Annotated in this window: 18 protein-coding genes and 1 pseudogene; 9 read left to right on the forward strand and 10 right to left on the reverse strand. The window is 70.5% G+C overall.

The features are described 5' to 3' along the window. The first annotated feature begins 4 nt into the window (after nt 1-4). Genes Q2K21_RS28270 through Q2K21_RS28280 form a run of 3 tightly spaced genes read left to right on the forward strand, consistent with a single transcriptional unit; the run spans nt 5 to nt 1,272 of the window. Nucleotides 5-463, forward strand: a complete 459-nt coding sequence (locus tag Q2K21_RS28270; protein ID WP_310776403.1) for an SRPBCC family protein — start codon at nt 5-7, stop codon at nt 461-463. After that, a complete protein-coding gene (locus Q2K21_RS28275; protein WP_310776405.1) occupies nt 460-798 on the forward strand; it encodes an ArsR/SmtB family transcription factor in 339 nt (112 codons plus the stop codon). The genes Q2K21_RS28270 and Q2K21_RS28275 overlap by 4 nt, the downstream gene beginning before the upstream one ends. A gap of 33 nt (nt 799-831) precedes the next feature. After that, complete coding sequence (locus Q2K21_RS28280; protein WP_310776406.1) at nt 832-1,272, forward strand: SRPBCC family protein; 441 nt, start codon at nt 832-834, stop codon at nt 1,270-1,272. 109 nt (nt 1,273-1,381) lie between these two features. On the opposite strand, the gene Q2K21_RS28290 is transcribed toward Q2K21_RS28280, so the two are convergent. Continuing rightward, nucleotides 1,382-1,861 (reverse strand): ATP-binding protein, encoded by a 480-nt coding sequence (locus Q2K21_RS28290; protein ID WP_310776408.1) that lies wholly within the window; start codon nt 1,859-1,861, stop codon nt 1,382-1,384. 129 nt (nt 1,862-1,990) lie between these two features. Between Q2K21_RS28290 and Q2K21_RS28295 the strand changes: the two genes are divergently transcribed. Continuing rightward, nucleotides 1,991-2,827: a helix-turn-helix domain-containing protein gene (locus Q2K21_RS28295; RefSeq protein WP_310781287.1), complete on the forward strand. Its 837-nt coding sequence runs from the start codon at nt 1,991-1,993 to the stop codon at nt 2,825-2,827. Beyond that, complete coding sequence (locus Q2K21_RS28300; RefSeq protein ID WP_310776410.1) at nt 2,824-3,018, forward strand: DUF397 domain-containing protein; 195 nt, start codon at nt 2,824-2,826, stop codon at nt 3,016-3,018. The genes Q2K21_RS28295 and Q2K21_RS28300 overlap by 4 nt, the downstream gene beginning before the upstream one ends. 24 nt (nt 3,019-3,042) lie before the next feature. On the opposite strand, the gene Q2K21_RS28305 is transcribed toward Q2K21_RS28300, so the two are convergent. The 4 genes and pseudogenes from Q2K21_RS28305 to Q2K21_RS28315 form a co-directional block, all read right to left on the reverse strand. After that, nucleotides 3,043-3,594 (reverse strand): hypothetical protein, encoded by a 552-nt coding sequence (locus tag Q2K21_RS28305; RefSeq protein WP_310776412.1) that lies wholly within the window; start codon nt 3,592-3,594, stop codon nt 3,043-3,045. 117 nt (nt 3,595-3,711) lie between these two features. Further along, nucleotides 3,712-4,047: a DUF6973 domain-containing protein gene (locus tag Q2K21_RS35935; protein ID WP_386276143.1), complete on the reverse strand. Its 336-nt coding sequence runs from the start codon at nt 4,045-4,047 to the stop codon at nt 3,712-3,714. Between the two features lie 66 nt (nt 4,048-4,113). After that, nucleotides 4,114-4,539, reverse strand: a pseudogene (locus Q2K21_RS28310) (RHS repeat-associated core domain-containing protein); the annotation flags it as partial. A 108-nt stretch (nt 4,540-4,647) separates the two neighbouring features. Continuing rightward, entirely contained in the window at nt 4,648-5,841 is a 1,194-nt protein-coding gene (locus Q2K21_RS28315; RefSeq protein WP_310776414.1) for an acyltransferase family protein, read from the reverse strand. A 223-nt stretch (nt 5,842-6,064) separates the two neighbouring features. Here Q2K21_RS28315 and Q2K21_RS28320 point away from each other — a divergent pair, with 223 nt between their 5' ends. Continuing rightward, nucleotides 6,065-6,385: a DUF6980 family protein gene (locus Q2K21_RS28320; RefSeq protein ID WP_310776416.1), complete on the forward strand. Its 321-nt coding sequence runs from the start codon at nt 6,065-6,067 to the stop codon at nt 6,383-6,385. Nucleotides 6,386-6,519: 134 nt separating this feature from the next. Then, nucleotides 6,520-9,498 carry a beta-galactosidase gene (locus Q2K21_RS28325; protein ID WP_310776418.1) on the forward strand — a complete coding sequence of 993 codons (2,979 nt, stop codon included), beginning with the start codon at nt 6,520-6,522 and terminating at the stop codon, nt 9,496-9,498. Here Q2K21_RS28325 and arfA read toward each other — a convergent pair. The 5 genes from arfA to Q2K21_RS28350 form a co-directional block, all read right to left on the reverse strand. Then, nucleotides 9,495-11,012, reverse strand: coding sequence for an arabinosylfuranosidase ArfA (gene arfA, locus Q2K21_RS28330; RefSeq protein ID WP_310776420.1), 1,518 nt, complete (start codon nt 11,010-11,012; stop codon nt 9,495-9,497). The genes Q2K21_RS28325 and arfA overlap by 4 nt on opposite strands. 292 nt (nt 11,013-11,304) lie before the next feature. Further along, nucleotides 11,305-12,150 carry an SMP-30/gluconolactonase/LRE family protein gene (locus tag Q2K21_RS28335; RefSeq protein WP_310776422.1) on the reverse strand — a complete coding sequence of 282 codons (846 nt, stop codon included), beginning with the start codon at nt 12,148-12,150 and terminating at the stop codon, nt 11,305-11,307. Beyond that, nucleotides 12,147-12,920, reverse strand: a complete 774-nt coding sequence (locus tag Q2K21_RS28340; protein ID WP_310776424.1) for an IclR family transcriptional regulator — start codon at nt 12,918-12,920, stop codon at nt 12,147-12,149. The genes Q2K21_RS28335 and Q2K21_RS28340 overlap by 4 nt, the downstream gene beginning before the upstream one ends. Before the next feature lie 230 nt (nt 12,921-13,150). Then, nucleotides 13,151-14,386: a PucR family transcriptional regulator gene (locus Q2K21_RS28345; RefSeq protein WP_310776426.1), complete on the reverse strand. Its 1,236-nt coding sequence runs from the start codon at nt 14,384-14,386 to the stop codon at nt 13,151-13,153. Nucleotides 14,387-14,389: 3 nt separating this feature from the next. After that, nucleotides 14,390-14,542, reverse strand: coding sequence for a hypothetical protein (locus tag Q2K21_RS28350; RefSeq protein WP_310776428.1), 153 nt, complete (start codon nt 14,540-14,542; stop codon nt 14,390-14,392). A 283-nt stretch (nt 14,543-14,825) separates the two neighbouring features. On the opposite strand from Q2K21_RS28350, the gene Q2K21_RS28355 reads away from it, so the two are divergent. Together Q2K21_RS28355 and Q2K21_RS28360 are read left to right on the forward strand one after the other, a co-directional pair. Next, nucleotides 14,826-15,803, forward strand: coding sequence for a cell envelope lipid trafficking protein PgfA (locus tag Q2K21_RS28355; protein WP_310776430.1), 978 nt, complete (start codon nt 14,826-14,828; stop codon nt 15,801-15,803). Between the two features lie 349 nt (nt 15,804-16,152). Continuing rightward, nucleotides 16,153-17,307 (forward strand): glycosyltransferase family 4 protein, encoded by a 1,155-nt coding sequence (locus tag Q2K21_RS28360; RefSeq protein ID WP_310776432.1) that lies wholly within the window; start codon nt 16,153-16,155, stop codon nt 17,305-17,307. Nucleotides 17,308-17,499: the final 192 nt, after the last annotated feature.

The raw sequence follows: 17,499 nt of genomic DNA on the forward strand, positions 1-17,499 counted from the left end.
CGCGATGGAGTACGGCAGTATCTCGCGGGAGATCCACATCGAGGCGACGCCTGAGGTGGTCTACCAGGTGATCAGCAGGCCGGAGCACCTGCGGGAGTGGTGGCCCGACGAGGCCGAGCTGGAGACGCCGGTACCGGGTGGCACTGGGACGGTGAGCTTCGGGAGCGGGCCGGAGGCCAAGGTCGAGCCGCTGACCGTCGTGGAGGCCGACCCGCCGCGGCGGTTCGCCTTCCGGTGGGTCTGCGAGGACGGCGAGACCGCCGGGCCCGGCAACTCGCTGCTGGTGACCTTCGATCTCGTGCCCGTCGGCAACGGCACGCTGCTGCGGTTCTCCGAGGCCGGCTTCCGCGAGAAGGGCTGGGAGGCCGCCGTGCTGGAGGAGGCGTACCAGGACCACGTCCGCGGCTGGGACTACTTCCTGCCCCGCCTCGTCGGCTACGCCGCCAAGGTGGCAACGCGATGAGCATCACCGCCGTCGACGACGAGCTGTGGTCGGCCGTCGGAGACCCGATACGCCGACGGATGCTCGACCTGCTGCTCGCCGAGAACGGCGGAACCGCCACCACGCTCAGCGAGCACCTCCCGGTGACCCGCCAGGCGGTGGCCAAGCACCTCGGCGTGCTCGACCGCGTTGGACTTGTCCACGCCACGCCCTCCGGGCGCGAGCGCCGCTACGAGGTGGACGAGGCCCAGCTCGCCCGCGCCGTCGCGCAACTGTCCTCGGTCGGGGCCGCCTGGGATGCCCGACTGCACCGCATCAAGCGGATCGCCGAGGCGATCCAGCGCGGGCGGGACTGACCAGCCCGCCCCGCGCGGAAGGAGACATCGAAAATGGCAGACATCCTGCACCGCATCGGCATCACCGTCGCCCCCGAGGACGTCTACACGGCGCTCACCACCGTCGACGGCCTCTCCCGCTGGTGGACCGAGGAGACGGACGGGGACGCCTCCCTCGGCGGCGTGGTCCGGTTCCGCTTCGTGCCCGGCGGCTTCGACATGAAGGTCCTGGAGACGAGCCCCGCGGAGCGTGTGCTCTGGGAGGTCGTCGACGGGCCCGAGGAGTGGATCGGCACGCAGATCAGCTTCGACCTCAAGCAGGAGGGCGAGTACACCATCGTCCTGTTCAAGCACGAGGGCTGGCGCGAGCCGGTGGAGTTCATGTCCCACTGCAGCACCAAGTGGGCGACCTTCCTGATGAGCCTCAAGCGTCTGCTGGAGACCGGAGCCGGCGAACCCGCCCCGTACGACGTCCAGATCAGCAACTGGCACTGAGCGCGGCAGAACAGCGCACGGCCGCTGCGTGCACATCCACGTCAAGGTGCACACCGGCGTCACGCTCACCTCGGACGGCTCGTTCACCGGCGGCAAGAGACCGGGCCGGTCAGACCGGGTGACCCCTGACGAGGGACCACCAGCCCGGCACATCGACCTCGGCGCGTACGGTCTTGCCGGGCGGCGGGTCGCGGTCCAGCACCTCCCACCGGTCGGCGAGCGCGCCGACGAGCACGAGCCCGCGTCCGCCGTCGTCCAGGGGCCCTGCGGGCCGTACGTCACCGGGCCCCGGCGGACGCGCCCCGCTGCGGGTGTCACTGACCTCGATGCGCACGCTTCCGGTCACTAGGGAGAGCCGCAGCTCGAAGTCCCGCCCGGCCACGCGGCCGTGGGTCACGGCGTTGGCGGCCAGCTCGGCGACGATCACGCCCACGGTGTCGGAGGGGTCCGTGCCGTGCGGGATGCCCCAGTCGTGCAACTGGTTCAGGGCGAGATGGCGGGCGAGGCGGGCGCCGCGCGGGGTGGCGCTGAAACGCTGCGCGAACGCACGTACGGTAACCGGGTGTTGGGGGGTGGGAGGTGCGGTCATGTGCCCAATCTGACGGCTTGGAGACCCACTTCACCAGGTCGGCGCCGCGTACGCTGCGGCAGCGTACGCGCTTACGGACTGGACAGTACTCGTCACCGCTCGTAACCATGAGCGCGGGAGGTGGCGACGGTGGTCGATGGCGCGATGGGAACGGGTGGCGAGCCGGAGTCCTCGGACAGTCTGCGGACATTCGGGGCGGTCGTCCAGGCATTGCGGGAACATGCGGGGCTGAGCCGGGAGGAGTTCGCCGACCTGGTGCGGTTCTCCAAGCACACGGTGGCGTCGGTGGAGCTGGGGAGGAGGATGCCGGATCCGGCGTTTGTGGAGCGGGCGGAGGAGGTGTTGGGGAATACGGGGGCGTTACGGAAGGCGGCGGAGTGTCTGTCGCGGCAGCCGGGGTTGGCGGCGTGGTTCCGGCAGTGGGCGCGGCTGGAAGCGACGGCCATCACGCTCTACACCTACGAGTGCCGGTTGATTCCCGGGTTGTTGCAGACCGAGGGGTATGCGCGCCAACTGTTCGTGGACCAGTTGCCGCCACTGACCGATGAGCAGATCGATACCCACTGGGCTGCACGGGCCGAGCGGCAGCAGTTACTGCGGGAGCGCCCCAACACCGCGTTCGGCTTCATCCTGGAAGAGCACTTGTTCCGACGGTGCACAGGCGGAACGCAGGTAACCCGCGAACTCATCGATCACGTCCTGGAGATTGCACAATTGCGAAACGTCGAGATCCAGGTCATGCCGCTGGTTCGCGAGTCGCACGCCGGCCTGCACGGTCCCATCCGCCTGGCGGAGACTCCGGAGAACCGGTGGTTCGCCTACAACGAGGGCCAGGAAAGCGGTCAGCTCATCTCCGACCCAAAGGTGGTCAGCGTGCTCCAGAGGCGATATGCCAGGATGCGTGCGCAGGCTCTCACCTTCGTAGACTCCGTGAGCCTGCTGGAGCAGATGCGGGGAGCGCTATGAGCATGTCCGAACTGGCCTGGTTCAAGAGCAGCTACAGCAGCGGCTCTGGCGACGACTGCGTCGAGGTCGCCACCTCGTCCACCACGATCCACGTCCGCGACTCCAAGAACACCCAGGGCCCCCACCTCACCCTCTCCCCCACCGCCTGGGCCGAGTTCCTCTTGACGTACCGGTGGGCCGGTACCCCCTGACCGGCCCACTGTCGTGATGGAGGCTCACTGCCAACAGCTGGCCTCTTCGCCGCCCCCGCCGTCCGCCGTGCTGCCGACCGACACCTCGTAGGCGATTCCGTTGCCCACCTTGGGTGGGGGCGAGTAGACATCGGTGTTGAAATCGACGTTGAGCAGCAGGTGTCGGCCCTGTTCTGTCTTGGTCCAGCAGGCGCCTATCACGGTGGCGGGCGCTGCGTCGGGCGGGTTGGGCTCGGATCGCCAGCCGGCCGCGGCGGCTGTCCTGGTGTAGTAGGCGATGACGTCGGCGGCCTTGCCCGGGTACGCGTACACCCGGTCCGCGTGCAGCCAGGGCTCCCCTGGGCTGTCGTCGTCGCATGCGGTGGACACGCCCACGCCGCGGTAGTTGGTGGGTTCCGCGGCGTGGGCGGGCGCTGCGTCTAGCAGTGGTTGGGCGGCCAGCCGCTTGAGTTCGGCTGCTGTGCCGTCGCAGCTGTCGCCACCGATGAAAGAGCATGCGCCCAGGAAGGCGGCCGGCAGCAGCAGGGTCGCCGCCAGCCCGACGCGGGTGAAGGCGGACGATGGTGTGGGGGACAACGGTGCTCCTGGGAGTCGGGAATTCACGTCGGGAACTGGTGACCGGGCGCGGTCCCCCCGAAGGGAGACCGCGCCCGGCCTGTCGATCGTTCGGATCATGGGGAGTGCCGGTGGTGGCTAGCCCCAGAGGTAGCCGTACCGGAACAGGTAGCTGCCGACCGAGTAGAGATACTGGAGCAGCAGTCCCCTGTTCAGCCAGTAGCGGGTCTGCTTGCGGTTCCAGCTACTGCTTTCGAAGATGCGCGCCACTCGGTTGTTGTGCTGGTCCATCTTGGTGTCGCAGCGTCCGTGCCGGGGGCACTTCTCCCCCCACTCGTGGGCGTTGCCGATCCGCTCGGCCGCGTTCCAGCCGAAGAAGTACGTCAGGCTGGCCTGCCAGATGAAGTGCCGGACGGCGTTGCGCCGACCGTGGTTGCCCTTGATGTTCATCGACAGGATGCCGGACAGGTACATCACGAACACGCAGTTCGAGTAGCCCAGGCTCCAGCACGCCTTGGCCTCGTGACAGGCCTTGCCGCACCGTCCGTCGAGGTCGTAGTTGTTGACGGGGTCACCGTTGCCGTATTCGTAGGCGTTGGCGCTGCCGCCGTGGACCGGGTCCGTCGACAGGAAGCGGCCGGTGGTGGGGTCGTAGACCCGCACTCCCATGAGGGTGAGCCCGGTGACGGTCTCGTCGGAGCGCTGCTTGCCGCCCAGCCACGCGTACCGCGCGGCCGGCTGGCCCGCCCTGGGGTTGCCGTACTCGTCGGCGTCCAGGACGGTCGGCGCGACCGAGGTGTCGGCGGGCAGTTGCAGGGTGATGTCCCCATGCAGGTTCGCCAGTTGCAGGACCACGCCACCGGTCTTGGTGGTGGTGGCGGCGAGGTTGCCGTCGGCACCTTCGATGTTGCGGGTGACGGTGCCGGCGGTGTCCTCGGTGATCCACCGGGGGCTGTCCTCGTCCGAGGCGTGGCAAACGACGGCAGCGGGACACAAAATGGCGCCCTTCGTTACCATTGGTAACGCCAGAATTTGCCGACTCTTGACAGACCGGCTCGCAGCCGACCGCACCAGCTAACCGGGCCGGGAAGTCCAACGTGAACGACCCGCCGAGAGCATGGACTTCCAGGATCGGTTGCGCTTGAAAGGCATCTCGAAGACCTCGGCGAACAGCCACGCCCCCAGCACCGAGGCGGGCACTCCCACCACGAGCGTGAACCAGAACGTGGGCAGGCCCGGCGATACGTAGTGCGGACCGATCTTCCGGATGACGATCATGACGATCGGCAGATGAATGAGGTAGAGACTGTACGAAAAGTTGCCGAGACTGCGCATGGGTCGCGTGGCCAGGAGCCGCATGAGGAAGGCGGGTCGGCCCGTGGCAACCGCCGCGATGAGCATCGTCATGGCGGGCACGACGGCGAGATCCACCCAGAAATAGTGGTGCACCGTCCAAACCGATCCCTTGACGACAACAAGCGACAGAACCGGTATGGCGGCCAGGGCGGCGAGCCAATGCCAGGGCAGGCGCCGGACCTTCTCCGGCGCGACGATGACTCCCGCACCCACCAGGCCGGCGACAAACACAGGGGCGAGATTCGGAGTCAGCCAGTTCAGATCTTCCACCGGGGATGCGTTTGGTGCCGACAGGCCACGTGCGCCCACCAGGAGCGTCACTCCCGCGATCAGGACCACCGCACCCAGCCGCCGCCGGATCAACAGGAGGATCGGAAAGACGAGATAGAGCTCGGCCTCCACGCCGATCGACCAGAACGCCCCGTTCGGCGTCGGAGCCGTGAACATGTCCTGGACCACGAGGCCGTACACCAGTATCGATGTGCCGTTCGGCGGTCCGAAATGCGAGGCGGGCACCACAAGCCAAGCGACTGCCAAGCTGAACGCGAGTGCCGCCCAGTAGGGAGGCAGGATGCGCCAGGCGCGCCGACGCAGGAAGCGGGCAACGCCGCCCAGCTGCCAGCCGTTACGTGCCGGCGAGATGGCCAAGGAGAAACCGGACAGCACCAGAAAGAAGACGACGGCCAGACGCCCGTACATCAGCCAACCCAGCCAGGCGGGACCCGAGTTGCGGGGAAACCCCGGAAAGGTCAGCAGCCAGCAGTGAAAGAGGAGCACGTACAGTGCGGCGAGGCCGCGAAGCCCATCAAGGCCCAGTAGCTGGTTTCGGCCGTGCGCTTCACCGGTCCCGCTCTCTTGCCGCACCGGGAGGGGCAGGTCGAGATCGCTGCTGACGGGATTGCTCGATTTCAATGAGATCGCTCGGCCCTTTCTCCGGGCGTCGTGTTCACAGCACGGCGCCGCCCCCTCCCACCTACAGTGACTACGTCGCACGTGGCCAGGGCGTTCAACGGCCGAGCAGGGCAGTGACCCGGTGGCGGCCTGCCGCCAGACGCCGTACTGCTGAGACGGGTCGGGGCGGCCCGGAAACATGGATCAAGGTCGCGCGCCGCTTCGGTCGCGAGAAGATCATGTGATGACCCACCACTGCTGCGAAGCGATGACGAGCCGCGTGAACTGGCACTGCGACCAGCACGACAACCTGTTCGACTGCCCGGACTCCCTGGTCAGGTTCAGCGCCAAGTTCCAGGAGTACGGCCTGGTCATACACGACGGCGGCACCTCCAGCATCGGCATCGACTTCTGCCCCTGGTGCGGACGGCGTCTGCCCGAGTCGCAGCGGGACCGTTGGTTCGACGAACTGGAGCGCCGCGGGATCGACCCGTGGGAGGACGAGGTTCCCGACGAGTTCCAGGACGCCCGCTGGCTCACCCTGCCTTCCCGAACGGAGGAGTAGACGGCTACTGGGGGCGCCTTCACTCCAGTGCCGCCCGTACCGCGTAATCCGCCCGTGCCGAGATCCTCATGAGCCCCTTGCCGGGCCCTCATGTGTGGACAATGGCCGCATCCCGGGCCCCTGAGGAGACTCTCTTGGTGTTGAGCAGACGTACCTTCAGCGCGATCGCCGGTAGCGCCGCCCTCGGACTCTCGATCGGCTGCGGCGGAGGGGTGGGGGCAGCCGCCGGACCCGCCCCGACCGGGCCGGCCCCTGGGCCCGACCCCGGCCCCCCGGGCGCCGACGGGCGGACGCACACCGTCGGCTTCGACAAGTACTCGATGATCGTCGACGGTGGCCGGGTCGTGCTGTGGTCCGGCGAGGTGCATCCCTTCCGGCTGCCGAGCCCGTCCCTGTGGCGGGACGTCCTGCAGAAGCTGCGCGCCCACGGCTACAACACGATCAGCGTCTACGTCTCCTGGAACTACCACTCCCCCGCCCCGGGCTCGTACGACTTCACGGGCGTCCGCGACCTGGACCTGTTCCTGCGCACGGCCGCCGAGACGGGGCTGTATGTGATCCTGCGCCCGGGCCCGTACATCAACGCCGAGGTCGACGCGGGCGGCTTCCCCGGCTGGCTGACCGCCACCCGGGGCATGGCCCGCACCTCCGACCCCACGTACCTCACGTACGTGGACGAGTGGCTGACCGCCGTGAACCGGATCGCCGTGCGGCACCTGTACACCAAGGGCACCGGCACGATCGTCCTCTACCAACTGGAGAACGAGTACGCGAACCACGTCGCCGGCCCCGAGGGCCGCGACTACATGGCCCATCTGTACAAGAAGGTCCGCGCCGACGGCATCGACGTGCCACTCTTCCACAACGACAAGGGCAGGAACGGCCATTGGGCGCCCGGCACCTTCGACACGGGCGGTGAGCGGGAGCGCTGGCTGTACGGCTTCGACGGCTATCCGTCGCCGTCGAAGCAGCCGCCGGACTGGGGGTACTTCGGCGTCGGCGGGACGAAGGGCGGGGCGAGCGCGAGTCCTCGAACGCCGGGTTTCCTGGCGGAGTTCGGGGGCGGCTGGTTCGATCCGTGGGGCGGGGTCGAGTTCGACGGCAAGGGGTACGCGGAGTCGCGCCGCACCCGGGACGCGGCGTACGAGCGGCGCTTCTATCTGACGAACCTCGCCAACGGCATCAAGGTCCACAACGTCTACATGACCTTCGGCGGCACCTCGTGGGGCTGGCTGCCGGCGCCGGTCGTCTACACGTCGTACGACTACGGGGCCGCCCTCGACGAGGCCCGGCAGCCGACCGCCAAGCTGGTTCCCATGCACCAGATCGGGCATCTGGTGCGGAGTGTGCCCGAGCTGGCCGCGCTGGACCGGGCGGAGGACACCGTGGTCGGCGGGGGCGCGGGCATCAAGGCGTACCACCTGGTCAGCCCGGGCACGGAGGCACACGTCCACGTGCTGCGCAACGACACCGCCGCCGATGTCGTCGCCACCGTCCCGCTCGCCGGGACGACCGCCCCCGTGCCCGTGCCCGTGCCCGTCCCCGGCCGCGACGCCCGGCTGCTGGTCACCGGCATCTCCCTCGGGCGGCGGATGCTGCGCTACTCCACCGCCCAGCCCATGCTGCGGGTGGCCGCCGGACGCCAGGACGTCGCCGTGTTCACCGGCCGCACCGGCGAGGCGACGGAGACCGTCGTGGAGTGCGCGAGCGAGCCGGCCGTCACCGTGCACGACGGGAGTGCTCGCGCCACGTACGCGAACGGTGCCCTGCGCGTGACTGCCCGGCTCGGTGGGCTCACCCGGGTGATGGTGGAGGGCGGGGGCGTGTCACGGCCGCTGCTGCTCCTCCTCGCCGACGACGAGACGTCCGTACGGCTGTGGCGGTACGACACCCCATCGGGGTCGGTCCTGGTGTACGGCCCCGCGCTGCTGCGCACCGCAACCCTGCACGGCACGACCGCGCACCTGACCGGCGACACGATCGACGAGGCGGACCTGGAGGTGTGGGCGCCGCGCGGGGTGACCCGGGTCGTCTGGAACGAGGGGCGGCTGCCGATGCGCGCCACCCTCTCCGGCAGTCTGCACGCCACGCGGCGACTGCCGGGTGCGGGACCGGTCCGGCTGCCCGCGCTGACCGGCTGGCGCCGCAAGGCGGAGAACCCCGAGTCCGCCCCCGGCTTCGACGACTCGACGTGGCGGGCGGCCGACCGGACCTCCTCGTACAGCACGACTCCCGTGCCCGCCGGGCAGCCCGTCCTGTTCGCCGACGACTACGGCTTCCACTACGGGGACGTCTGGTACCGGGGCCGCTTCGCGGGCGCGGCCGGCGCCCGGTCGGTCTCCTTCTCGTATGTCACGGGAACTCAGGGGTTGTTGATGGCGTGGCTGGACGGGCGGCCGCTGGGCACGCACCGGATGCCCGTGCCGGACAAGAAGACGGTCCGGCGGGGGACGTGGTCGGCGACGGCGACGTTTCCGGTCGCGCCCGGCGAGGGGCCGCATGTCCTCTCCGTCCTCGTGCGCCGGATGCAGCACGACGAGGACGGCCGCGCGAACGACAGCCACAAGGCGGGGCGGGGGCTGGCCTCGGTCACCTTCGACGGCGCGTCGCCCCAGGTGCGTTGGCGCATCCAGGGCGAGGCGGCCCCCGATCCCGTGCGCGGGCCGCTCAACAACGGCGGTCTGTACGGGGAGCGGCAGGGCTGGCACCTGCCCGGGATCCCGGACGGCGGCTGGCAGTCCGTCGGCCTCCCGCGCGCGGACCGGGGGCAGGGCGTGGTCTGGTACCGGACGGACTTCCGGCTGACCGTGGACCCCGGCACGGACGCGTCGATCGGGCTGACTCTCGACGACGACCCGGCCCGCGCCTACCGGGTGCAGATCTTCCTCAACGGCTGGAACATGGGCCAGTACATCAACGACGTGGGCCCGCAGCACACCTTCGTCCTGCCGGGCGGTGTGCTCGACACCAGGGGCGCCAACACGCTCGCGCTGGCCGTGCTGGCCGACGGGACCACACCGGCGGGGCCGGGGAAGGTCGAGCTGACGCTGCTCGGCCGGGCGGCCGGGGGAGTTCCGGTGACCTTGGTGGACTCCCCCGGCCCGACCCGCTAGCCGAGCCGGATCACGTTCCAGGACATCGGCTCCAGGACGGCGCTGAGGGTGCCGTCCCGGAGGCTGGTCCCGGCGACCTGGTGCGGGGTCACCCGCTCGGGGTCGGCGAGGGTGTTGCGGGCGTCGGGGTCGGCGTCGGCGAGCGCGCTGTGCTCGACGACGGTCGTCAGGTCCAGTCCGCTGAGGGCGACTTCGAGCGGGAGCGGTTCGGTGCGGCTGCGGTTGACGGCGAACACCGTGACCGAGCCGTCCTCGCCGCGCACCGCCGTCGCGTGCAGCAGGTCCGCCTCCCCGTACTTCTTCGTCTCGTACGTCGGCGAGTCCACCCGTACGTCGAGGACCTCGCCGCGCCCGTACTTCGAGGCCTGAGCGAACGGGAAGAACGTCGTCTGCCGCCAGGCCGGGCCGCCGGGCTCCGTCATGATCGGGGCGATCACGTTGACGAGCTGGGCGAGGCAGGCGACGGTGACGCGGTCGGCGTGCCGGAGCAGGGCGATGAGGAGCGAGCCGAAGACGACCGCGTCCGTGACGCTGTAGTTGTTCTCCAGCAGACGGGGCGCCTCCGCCCAGTCACGTGAGGCGGATTCCTCGATCCCCTGCCACTCCGACATGTACCAGACGTTCCACTCGTCGAAGGACAAGTTGATCTTCTTCTTGGACTTGAGCTTCGCGCCCACGTGGTCGCAGGTCGCGACGACGTTCTCGATGAACGACTCCATGTCGACGGCGGAGGCGAGGAAGGAGTCGACGTCCCCGTCCTGGGGCTCGTAGTAGGCGTGCAGGGAGATGTAGTCGACGAGGTCGTACGTCTCCTGCAGCACCGTCGCCTCCCACTCGGCGAAGGTCGGCATGGACTGGCCGGAGGAGCCGCAGGCGACCAGTTCGACGGAGGGGTCCATCTGGCGCATGGCGCGGGCGGTCTCGGCGGCGATGCGGCCGTACTCCGCGGCGGTCTTGTGGCCGGTCTGCCAGGGGCCGTCCATCTCGTTGCCCAGGCACCACAGCCTGATGCCGAAGGGATCCTTGTCGCCGTGCGTGGCCCGGAGGTCCGACAGGGCCGTGCCGGAGGGGTGGTTGGCGTACTCCTGGAGTTCCAGGGCCTCAGCGACGCCGCGGGTGCCGAGGTTGACCGCCATCATGGGCTCGGCCTGCGGGCCGACCTTCCTGAGGAAGGCGATGTACTCGGAGAGGCCGAAGCGGTTGGTCTCCGTGGAGCGCCAGGCGAGATCGAGGCGGCGGGGACGCTCGTCCACCGGGCCGACCGAGTCCTCCCACTTGTAGCCGGAGACGAAGTTGCCGCCGGGGTAGCGGATGGCGGTGACGCCGAGTTCGCGGACCAGCTCCAGCACATCCGTGCGCAGGCCCGCCTCGTCGGCCGAGGGGTGGTCCGGTTCGAAGATTCCGGTGTAGACGCAGCGGCCGAGGTGTTCGACGAAGGATCCGAAGAGACGGGGGTCGACCTCGCCGACCGTGAAGGCGGGGTCAAGGGTGAAGCGGGCGGGGGTCTTGCTCATGGGGAGCCTTTCGGAAAGGTGTCACTGAACAGCGGGCCGGCCGTCACGCGTCCGGCTCAGCCTGTTCGGGCCGGGCTTGGGCGTGCCGTTGTCGTCGGCGTCGTAGTGGTGGGGGCTCGAAGTTCGTTCGGCGCCGATCCAATAATGTTCGGGATTTCGAATGATGCTCGTAAATTCGAACAGGACCGTAGATTCGAAGCGCTTACGCGTCAATGGGTTGCGCAGGACAATGGCCCCTACACAGAACGAGGCCCCGCCCGAAGTTCGGACGGGGGCCTCGGGACAGCGGATGTCAGCCGGCGAACGCGGGCTGCGGCAGGCCCTTTCCGGCGCCGGGGACGACGAGTACCGAGCCGGAGAGCGGATGCGGCGCGTCCAGACCCGTACGGGCCGTGGTGATGTACAGGTCGGCCAGGTCCGCGCCGCCGAACGCGCATGCGGTGGGGCGGATCACGGGCAGTTCGAGGACGCGGTCCAGTTCGCCGGACGGGGTGTAGCGGTGGATCGCGCCGCCGTCCCACAGGGCGACCCAGACACAGCCGTCGGCGTCCACGGTGAGCCCGTCCGGGAAGCCGCGGTCGACCTGGGCCAGCGGGCGCCGGTTGACCGGGAGCCCGTCCTCCCCGACATCGAAGACGTCGACCCGGCGGGTCGGCGAGTCGATGTAGTACATCAGCCGTCCGTCGGGGCTCCAGCCCGTGCCGTTGCTGACGGCGACGTCGTCGAGGACGGTCCGTACGGTGCCGTCGCCGGTGATACGGGACAGCGTGCCGCCGCCCGGCGCCTCGTCGTAGCGCATGGTGCCGGCCCACAGGGAGCCGTCCGGGGCGACGGCCGCGTCGTTGGCGCGGCGGCCGGGCACCGGCTCGCGGTGCAGCCAGCGGAAGTCGCCGCCGCCGGGGCCGTAGAGACCCACGCCGTCCCGCAGGTTGACGACCAGGCCGCCGCCCGCGCGCGGTTTCGCGGCGCCCACATGCTGCTCGGTCACCATGACCGTACGGCGCCCGGAAGCCGGGTCGTACGTGTACACCCGGGACCCCAGGATGTCGATCCAGATCAGCCGCTGAGCGTCGGCGTCCCACGTGGGCCCCTCGCCGAGGGCCGCGTACTCCCGTACGGCGACTTCGTACCCCGTCATGCGACGCTCCGGTGACCGAGCCGCTCGGACAGGTCCGCGGCGCCCTTGGCGACGAGCTGCTCCAGCTCGACACGGCGCTCGTCGCTCCAGCGGATCATCGGCACCGAGATGGACAGCGCGGCGACGACCCGCCCGGCGCGGTCGAGCACGGGAGCGGCGACACAGCTGACATCGGGGTTGGACTCGCGGCTCTCCACGGCGATGCCGCGGGCACGGATCTCGGCCAGGGCCTCGCGCAGGAGGTCCGGGTCGGTGATGCTGTTGGGGGTCATCGCGACCAGCTCGACGTCGTCCGGGATGCGGGCAGCGAGCTCCGGCTCGGGCAGGGACGCGAGCAGCATCTTGCCGACGGAGGTGCAGTGGGCGGGCAGGCGGCGGCCGGCTGCCGACACCATGCGCACGGCGTGCGTGGAGTCGACCTTGGCGATATAGATGACGTCCGTACCCTCGAGGATGGCCACGTGTACGGTCTCGTCGCAGGTCTCGGCGACGGACCGGGCGACCTGCTGGCCCTCGGCGGCGAGGTCCAGCTGTTCGGCGTAGCGGCTGCCCAGCTGGTACGGCCGCACGCCGAGCCGGTAGCGTCCCGGCTGGCCCGGCACCGGGACGATGTACGACCGCGCGGCGAGCGTGGTGACCAGCTCGTGCACGGTGGTGCGCGGCAGCTGGAGCTTGCGCACGATGTCGGGGGCGGAGAGCGTCCCGTCCCCGTCGAGGAAGAGCTCCAGTATGTCGAGAGCCCGGGTCACGGCAGGTACGAGGCGTCCCACGACTGGCCCCCTCTCTATGTTCGAAATTTCAACAGGCGATCGGCATGACGAACACAGGCTAATCATCGCGGGTCGACCGGGCAATGGTCGGTAACAGCGAGGTTTCGCTCCGCTTGCCTTCAAGGCAGCTTGTCTTCAAGGCGGCGCGCGACGCGGCCCCGCCTGCAGGCGGAGTGGGCGGCTGCCGGGGCGCGAGGATCGGTGGCCCTCGGTCGAACTCGTTGCCGGGCTCAGCGGCGGGCCGCGCCCAGTTCGCCCCGGAGTCGTTGGGCCCGCAACACCAGCTCCAGCTCGAACCGGCGGTCCGGGTCGTCTATCTCGTCGCCCCACAGCTCACGGATCTGGCGCAGGCGATAGCGGACGGTCTGGGGATGGACGCCGAGCCGGGCGGCCACCTCCGGCGCCCCGCCCCGGGTCTCCAGCCAGGCCAGGAGCGTCTCCGCGAGCCGGCGCGCATGGGTCGGGCCGCAGTGGCCCAGCGGTGCCAGACAGCGCAGGGCGAGGTCGTCGATCAGCTCCTCGGGCTGGAGAAGCACCAGCGCCTGCGTGTGCTCGGTGCAGTGCAGGACCTCGCCGCCGGGTAACAGCCCCCGCTCCATCAGCCGCACCGCCGCCTCCGCCCAGCGCAGCGACTTCGCCGCGTCGGCCAGCGGCACCGGCGGCCCGATCGCACCGGACCATCCGCTCAGCGCCCGGTGCAGCAGCTCGGGCCGGCCCGCCGCGTCCGGCTCCGGCACGACCATGTGCGGCTGCTCGTACTCCATGTCGAGGAGCACGCCCTGTCCGACCGCCGGAGCCACGGCCTCCCGCGCCGGGCGCAGCAGCACGCCCACGGCGACCTTCTCCGGCAGCGGCCAGCCCACCCGCGCCGCCCGCTCGGCGAGCGCGTCCGAGGGGTCGCCCCGGTGGTGCTCGGCCAGCAGCAGCTCCATCAGCCGCCGTTGCAGCCTCAGCCGCTCGCCCGCCTGCCGGGCCGCCGCCTCGGCGTAGCCACGCACGGACTGGTCGACCAGGCCGTCCAGGTACTCGTATCCGGCGTCGACGAGCTCGTACATCGCGGGCGGCGGGATGTCGACCCGCTGTCCGATCTCCGCGAAGCGCCGCCAGGCGAGCCGGACGCCGAGCCGGTAGATCGCCTGGAGCGAGTCGAGGCTGCGGCCCTCCAGGCCCTCGCCGCGCCCGAACTCCTGGAACACCTCGGGGTGCACGCGCGGGCGGCCCTCGGTGGACTCCAGGTGCTGCACGAAGACCTCGATGGCGCGGCGGATGCCGACCAGTGCCATGGGTTCGCCGGAGTCGTCGAGCACGACCGGCAGATGCGGGTACTCGTGGCGGATCTCGCGCAGGATCTCCTCGGCGAGCGCAGGCGCCTCGGCCATCGCCAGCGTCGCGAACTGCCGTACCTGGAGGCGGGGCACGTCGTGCCAGGCGGAGCGGACCGTGACGGTTCCCGGACGGGCGGGCACGGGTCAGCGCTCCTGGCCGGTGTTCTCGTACGTGATCAGTGGCGTGTTCGGCTGGTCGGGGGTCGCGTCGAGGAGCGCGACGATGCCGAGCGCGGCCCCCAGGGCGAGCACGGCGGCGGCCGCCACGGTGAGTACGGCGGCGAGGAGTCTGGACATCGCAGGGTCAGCCTCTCTGTCGAGGTCGTGCCCACCTGGTGCACCGCGCGACCGTGGTCGAGCGTCCCGCGTCCCCTGCCCTGCCGGTCCGGTCGAGTCCGGTCGGATGCGTCCCGCCGGGTCCGGTCCGCTCGGCAAGTGCCCAGTGTCGGCAAGAGATTGACACTCCGTCAAGAGCCGCCTACGGTTCCCGGCCCAGACCGCACGTGCACTTTCCCCCTTGGTGTCGACCCACCCGCACCACCTCGTGAGTCGAGCCCTTCCACGCCCCTGGAGTGCCCGGATGCGCCGTAGAGTCTCACCGTTCTCCCTGGTCCTGCTGGGTCTCGGCACCTTCCTGCTGGTCCTGGCCCCACTGCTCGCGTGGTACGTGGCGCCACGGGCCGCCGTCAATCCGATCGACATCGACACGACCGCCGTCTACACCGGCACGGGCAGCGTCTTCGACACCGACAAGGTCGACACCGTGCCCGGTCAGAAGATCACCGTGACCCAGCGGGTGCGCGGGAACGTCGCCGACAGCGAGCGCAGCGGAAACGCGGTGTGGGACGTGACCACCACGGTCGACACCGACAAGTCCCTGCCGGCCGCCGACCCACACGACGCGCTGGAGTTCACACCGGGACGCTGGGTGACGGACCGGTCGAGCAACAAGCCCGTGCACTGCTGCCAGGAGAAGCCGTACCACGAGGGCGACGCGTATCTGAAGTTCCCCTTCGACGTGCGAAAACACGCCTATCAGTGGTGGGACGACTCCCTCGGCTCGACGGTGACGTTGAGCTACCGCGGCACCAAGAAGGTCCAGGGGTACACGGGTTACCTCTTCGGCGGCACGGTCGCCCCGGCCAAGGTCGGCACCCGGCTGGTGCCCGGCGCCCTGGTCGGCCGGCCCGCCGCCGCTCAGGTGCCGGCCGAGGAGTGGTACTCCAACCACGGCATCGAGCTCGTCGTCGACCAGCGCACCGGCCGGGTGCTCTACGCCCAGGTCGGTCCCCGTCGCACGCTGCGCGCACCCGGTTCGACGAAGGACGCGGTGGTTCTCCTGGACAGCCGGAAGATCGCCTTCACCACCGCCACACAGAAGGACCAGGTCAGGCAGGCGAAGCAGGAGAGCGGTCAACTGCGCCTGGTGGGGCGGACGTTGCCGGTCGGGTCCGCTGTGGCCGGATTCGTGCTCGCCGCCGCGGGGGTCGTCTGGGTGGTACGAGGGCGACGGGATCCGCAGATGCCCGAAACATCCCCGCCCGGGCTCACGATGTGATGCGGCGTCAGCTCGAAAAGGCCCGGAAATTGTCACCTCGGTGAGTAGCCCCGGGCCGACCGCCGGGCGAAAACTGTCCACCCCCACCCGAGCACAACCTGCCCAGTACCAGCATGACGAGACGAGCTCAGGCCCCCCACACGAGACCGCACCGCGCACACCGTACGGATCACGCACCACGGACCGACCCCTCGCACCATCCGTACCGACCGATCGCGCACCGCGGGCACCGGCCGCTTCCCGCACCCGGCCGTCGCCCGCACCGCGCGCACCGGCCGGACGGCGATCCGTATCGCGCCCGCCCCTCCCCCACGCTGAGTTCCGCACCCCGAGACGAGTTGGAGCACGCATGCCCCAGCACGTGCCGTCCTCGCTGCGCGCCTCCGCCCTCCCGCGCGCGCTGCAACACCCCCAGGCGCTCCCCCCACAACCGCGCCGCATCGTCTTCCTCGCCCGCCGTGATCTCGGCAACCCGGCGGCGGGCGGCTCCGAACTGCTCGTGGACCGCCTCGCCGACGGCCTCACGGGCCTCGGCCACCAGGTCACCCTGCTGTGCGGTGGCCCGGCGGCGTATCGCGACTACCGGGTCGTCTCGGCGGGCGGCGACCTGGGCCACTATCTGCGCGCCCGGCCGGCGCTCCACCGCCAGGTCGGCGACTGCGACCTGCTGGTCGAGGTGTGCAACGGCATGCCGTACCTGGCCCCGCTGTGGCACCACGGCCCGACGCTGTGCCTGGTCAACCACGTTCACACGGACCTGTGGCGGATGCGGTTCGGCGGTCCGCTGGCACCGGCGGCGCGGATCGGCCGAAGACTGGAACACTGGGCTCTGGCGGGCGCACAGCGCGACAACCTGCTGGTCGCCGTCTCCCCGTCGACGGCCCACGCGCTGGGCGCGATCGGCGTCGAGCGAGACCGCATCCGGGTGGTGCACAACGGCGTCGAGGAGCCGGGACCGCTGGCCGCGAAGTCTCCCGAGCCGCTGTTCGTGGCGATGGGCCGGCTCGTCGAGTACAAACGGATCGATCTGCTGCTGCGGCTGTGGGAGCGGGTCCGTCCGGTCACCGGCGGCCGCCTGGTGATCGTCGGCGACGGACCCGAGCGGGAGCGCCTGCAGCACCTGGCCGGTCCCGGCGTGGAGTTCACGGGCCACGTCTCCGAACCCGAGAAGCACCGGCTGCTGTGCGCCGCCTGGATCCTGCTGCACCCCTCCGCGGTCGAGGGCTGGGGCCTGGTGGTGACGGAGGCGGCGGTGCGCGAGACCCCGGCGATCGCCTTCGACGTGCCCGGCCTGCGCGACTCCGTCACGGACGGCGAGACGGGCGTGCTGGCGCACGGCGAATCGTCCTTCGCGGCGGCCTGGTGCACCCTCGCACTGAGCAACGACCGCCGCCGTCTGATGGGCAAGGCAGCCCGCGACCACGCGGCCCGCTACCGCTGGAACCGCACGGTCCGCCAGTTCAGAGCGGTGGCGACGGAGGCGGTGAGGGGCTGGGCACCATGACGGGGCCGACTGGTGCGGGGGCGGATCCGGGGGCGGTGGCCGGCGCGGGTTCGGGCACCGGCACGGGTTCGGGGACCGGCACGGGTTCGGGGACCGGCACGGGTTCGGGGACCGGCACGAGGCCGGGGACCGGCACGGGTTCGGGGACCTGCACGAGGCCGGGGACCGGCACGGGCGCAGGCCCGCAGACGG

Origin of the sequence: Streptomyces sp. CGMCC 4.7035 (genome assembly GCF_031583065.1) — a bacterium.
In the GTDB taxonomy this organism is placed as follows: Bacteria; Actinomycetota; Actinomycetes; order Streptomycetales; family Streptomycetaceae; genus Streptomyces; species Streptomyces yaanensis.

Coding starts and splice junctions, on each gene's coding strand:
- Q2K21_RS28300 (WP_310776410.1), top strand. CDS start 2,824: ATGAGCATGTCCGAACTGGCCTGGTTCAAGAGCAGCTACAGCAGCGGC.
- Q2K21_RS28335 (WP_310776422.1), bottom strand. CDS start 12,150: ATGACGGGGTACGAAGTCGCCGTACGGGAGTACGCGGCCCTCGGCGAG.
- Q2K21_RS28275 (WP_310776405.1), top strand. CDS start 460: ATGAGCATCACCGCCGTCGACGACGAGCTGTGGTCGGCCGTCGGAGAC.
- Q2K21_RS35935 (WP_386276143.1), bottom strand. CDS start 4,047: ATGTACCTGTCCGGCATCCTGTCGATGAACATCAAGGGCAACCACGGT.
- arfA (WP_310776420.1), bottom strand. CDS start 11,012: ATGAGCAAGACCCCCGCCCGCTTCACCCTTGACCCCGCCTTCACGGTC.
- Q2K21_RS28350 (WP_310776428.1), bottom strand. CDS start 14,542: ATGTCCAGACTCCTCGCCGCCGTACTCACCGTGGCGGCCGCCGCCGTG.
- Q2K21_RS28360 (WP_310776432.1), top strand. CDS start 16,153: ATGCCCCAGCACGTGCCGTCCTCGCTGCGCGCCTCCGCCCTCCCGCGC.
- Q2K21_RS28355 (WP_310776430.1), top strand. CDS start 14,826: ATGCGCCGTAGAGTCTCACCGTTCTCCCTGGTCCTGCTGGGTCTCGGC.
- Q2K21_RS28290 (WP_310776408.1), bottom strand. CDS start 1,861: ATGACCGCACCTCCCACCCCCCAACACCCGGTTACCGTACGTGCGTTC.
- Q2K21_RS28270 (WP_310776403.1), top strand. CDS start 5: ATGGAGTACGGCAGTATCTCGCGGGAGATCCACATCGAGGCGACGCCT.
- Q2K21_RS28280 (WP_310776406.1), top strand. CDS start 832: ATGGCAGACATCCTGCACCGCATCGGCATCACCGTCGCCCCCGAGGAC.
- Q2K21_RS28320 (WP_310776416.1), top strand. CDS start 6,065: ATGACCCACCACTGCTGCGAAGCGATGACGAGCCGCGTGAACTGGCAC.